This is a genomic window from Dietzia sp. DQ11-44 (assembly GCF_014145205.1).
GTDB lineage: Bacteria > Actinomycetota > Actinomycetes > Mycobacteriales > Mycobacteriaceae > Dietzia > Dietzia natronolimnaea.
Map to the genome: position 1 here is coordinate 1 of NZ_JAALEC010000608.1, position 3,379 is coordinate 3,379.

The window sequence follows — 3,379 nt, forward strand, 5'->3', positions numbered from 1 at the left end:
TCGGCTGGCCGCTGCGGGTCGGTCCGCGGACTCAGTGCTCCTGCTCCCGGGATTCGACGAATACCTGCTCGGCTACGGCGACCGGTCCCACGCGGTGGACCCGGACCACGCCGGATTGATCGTTCCCGGCAACAACGGTGTGTTCCGGCGGACGGTGGTGCACCGGAGCAGGGTGATCGCCACGTGGAGAACGGTGGGCTCGGGCGGCCGGCGTCGCATCGAGACCGCGCCGTTCGCGACTCTGTCCGGGCGGCAGTCGACGGGGATCGCGCGGGCGTTCCGCAGGCATCCGACCTGACGGCGGCACGCGCGGCACCGGTCGGATGGGGGCCGTCCGTTCGGTAGGAGGGTGTTTCGGCCGACCTCACTCCGGGGATACGATTCGGTCATGACGAACCCGAGCTACCCCGGTTCCCCCTCCGACTCCCCGTTCGGGGCGGGCCAGTCCCACGGACAGGAGTCCGGCTACTGGCAGGACTCGTCCTACGGTCAGAGCGCACCCTCGTACGGCCAGAACCCCGGCTACGGGGGTCAGGGCACCGGGGCGTTCACCGGCTCCCCCGGGGCCACCCGACCCGGCCCGCCGTCGAACATCGGGTGGGCGGTGGCCTCGCTGTTGTTCTTCTGGCCGCTGTCGTTCGTCGCGATGACCCGCGCCGCGGACGTCTACCCGCTGTGGGCGGCCGGCCACCACGCCGAGGCCGAGGCCGCGAGCGCCTCCGCCAAGAAGCTGGGCCTCATCTCGCTGGCCATCTTCGGGGGACTCGTGGTCCTCTACTTCGTCTTCATCATCGCCATGGTGGGGCTGGCCTCCGTCGGGTACTGATCCCCGGCGTGCGGACTCGACCGCGCCTTTAGATCAATCCCAGCCGCGGTGCCTCGATGGCCGGGCACGTGTCCATCACCACGTCCAGACCGGCCTCCGCGGCCCGCCGGGCGGCGCCCTCGTCGATCACTCCCTGCTGCAGCCAGACGGCCTTCGCCCCCCGGGCGATGGCCTCGTCGACGACTCCGCCCGCGAGGTGCGAGTTGACGAACACGTTCACGACGTCGATCTCCCCGGGCACCGACGCCAGGTCCGGGTATCCCTGCTGCCCGTGGACCGTCTCGGCCTTCGGATGGACCGGGACGATCTCGTGGCCCAGGTCCCGGACGTAGGCGGCGATCCCGTACGCGGTGCGTCCGGCATTCGAGGACAGGCCCACCACGGCCCACCGCCCGCGATCCGAGAGCAGGCGAGTGATGACGGTCGGATCATTCGTGTGGCTCATACCCAGTGCAATGCGCGGCGCCGCGCGGACATTCCCCGACGGGGCCTGTGCGCGGGGCCTTCCTTCGCACGCTCAGTCAGTCCCCGACGGGGCCTGTGCGCGGGGTCTTCCTTCGCAGGCTCAGTCAGTCCCCGACGGCGACCTTGCCGCGCCGGACGATCTTCGGGTCGGGCTCGAAAACGACCTGCGGGTCCTTCTCCGGGTAGTCGAACTGGTTGAGGAAGTGGCGCATCGCGTTGATGCGCGCCCGCTTCTTGTCGTTGGACTTGATGGTGATCCAGGGCGCCCAGTCGGTGTCGGTGCGCCGGAACATCTCCTCCTTGGCGGCGGTGTACTTGTCCCACTTGTCCAGGGACTCCAGGTCCATCGGGGAGAGCTTCCACCGCCGCACCGGGTCCAACTGTCGGATCGCGAACCGGGTCTTCTGCTCCTCCCGGGTGACCGAGAACCAGAACTTGGTCAGCCCGATGCCGGAATCCACGAGCATCTTCTCGAACATGGGCGCCTGCTCCATGAACGTGGAGTACTGGGCGTCGGTGCAGAACCCCATCACCCGCTCGACGCCGGCCCGGTTGTACCAGGACCTGTCGAACATCACGAGCTCGCCGCGGGTGGGCAGATGACTGATGTAGCGCTGGAAGTACCACTGGTACAGCTCGGTCTCGGTGGGCTTGATCAGCGCCACCACGCGGGCCTGGCGCACGTTGATGTACTCGGTGAACCGCTTGATCGTCCCGCCCTTGCCGGCGGCGTCCCGGCCCTCGAACACGATCACGTGCCGGTGACCCGACTCGGCCTGCCAGTTCTGGAACTTGAGCAGCTCGATCTGCAGCAGGTACTTCTCCACCTCGTACTGGTTGCGGTCCAGCCGGTGGTCGTACGGGTAGTTCTCCCGCCACGTGTCCACGGCCCTGCCGTTGATGTCGATGAGGTCGGGGTCCTCACCGTGGTCGTCGCGGACGGTGAAGCCCTCGGCGCGCAGCCGGTCGATGTAGTGGCGGAGTTGGAACGTGGACATCGGTGGGGGCTCCTGATGCTGAGACGAGGTGGCGGTGCTAGTCGAGGTCCACGACGACGGGCGCGTGGTCGGAGGCGCCCTTGCCCTTGCGCTCCTCGCGATCGATGAACGCGCCCGTCACCCGAGCGGCCAACTCCGGTGAGTGCAGCTGGAAGTCGATGCGCATGCCCTGCTTCTTGGGAAAGCGCAGCTGGGTGTAGTCCCAGTAGGTGTAGACGCCGGGGCCCGGGGTGTACTCGCGGGTGACCTCGCGGAAGCCCGCTCCGTCGAAGGCGGCGAAGGCCTGGCGTTCGGGCTCCGAGACGTGGGTCTTGCCGTCGAAGACCTCCATGTCCCACACGTCGTCGTCGTGCGGCGCCACGTTCCAGTCACCCACCAGCGCCACCTGCGCGGACGGGTCGGCGGCGAGCTCGGCGGAGGCGTGGTCGCGGAGCCGGGCCAGCCACTCGAGTTTGTAGGTGTAGTGCGGATCCGCCAGTTCGCGACCGTTGGGCACGTAGAGGCTGTAGACGCGGACGCCGTCGCACACCGCCGAGATGGCGCGCGCCTCCGGGTCCTGCGTGACCTCGGGATCCTTGTGGAAACCGGGCATGTCGTCGAAGCCCAGCCGGACGTCGTCGAGCCCCACCCGGGAGGCCACGGCCACGCCGTTCCACTGGCTGAGACCGTGGTGGGCGACCTGGTACCCCAGCTCCTCGAACGCCTCGTGCGGGAACTGGTCGTCCTTGCACTTGGTCTCCTGCATGGCCAGGACGTCCACGTTGGAGCGTTCCAGCCAGGCCACGACCCGGTCCCGTCGAGCTCTGATCGAGTTCACATTCCAGGTGGCCAGGCGCATGGCGAGCAGTCTATTACCCCGTGTCGGATCGCGCGGACCGTGGAGCCGAACCCTCGACGACGACGAGGTGACGCATCGAGTGATGCGGGGCCAACCCGAGCTTGGCCCACAGGCCGCGACCGGCCGAGTTGTCCGCGAACACGTGGAGGTGACATTCCTCGGCACCCAGCGCCCGCCCCCACGCGACGAGCGCGCCGGTGACCACCTCGGCGAGCCCGCGGCGGCGGTGGGCGTCGGCCGTCTGCACGCACG

At 68.8% G+C, this 3,379-nt stretch carries 6 protein-coding genes; 2 read left to right on the top strand and 4 right to left on the bottom strand.

Annotated features, from left to right (window positions below; genetic code table 11):
- Together G6018_RS14250 and G6018_RS14255 are read left to right on the top strand one after the other, a co-directional pair.
- On the top strand, positions 1-298 hold a 298-nt coding region (locus tag G6018_RS14250), incomplete at its 5' end, for a crosslink repair DNA glycosylase YcaQ family protein (protein ID WP_182639970.1).
- Between the two features lie 90 nt (positions 299-388).
- Entirely contained in the window at positions 389-826 is a 438-nt protein-coding gene (locus tag G6018_RS14255) for a CD225/dispanin family protein (RefSeq protein WP_179523460.1), read from the top strand.
- 28 nt (positions 827-854) lie between these two features.
- Here the strand turns inward: G6018_RS14255 and G6018_RS14260 are convergent, their stop codons facing one another.
- The 4 genes from G6018_RS14260 to G6018_RS14275 form a co-directional block, all read right to left on the bottom strand.
- Positions 855-1,271 (bottom strand): CoA-binding protein, encoded by a 417-nt coding sequence (locus G6018_RS14260; RefSeq protein ID WP_182639971.1) that lies wholly within the window; start codon positions 1,269-1,271, stop codon positions 855-857.
- 124 nt (positions 1,272-1,395) lie between these two features.
- The gene (gene ppk2, locus G6018_RS14265; RefSeq protein WP_182639972.1) at positions 1,396-2,289 is read right to left on the bottom strand and encodes a polyphosphate kinase 2; all 894 of its coding nucleotides are present in this window, start codon (positions 2,287-2,289) and stop codon (positions 1,396-1,398) included.
- 37 nt (positions 2,290-2,326) lie between these two features.
- A complete protein-coding gene (locus tag G6018_RS14270; RefSeq protein WP_179523457.1) occupies positions 2,327-3,127 on the bottom strand; it encodes an exodeoxyribonuclease III in 801 nt (266 codons plus the stop codon).
- 13 nt (positions 3,128-3,140) lie between these two features.
- On the bottom strand, positions 3,141-3,379 hold a 239-nt coding region (locus G6018_RS14275; protein WP_182639973.1), incomplete at its 5' end, for a GNAT family N-acetyltransferase.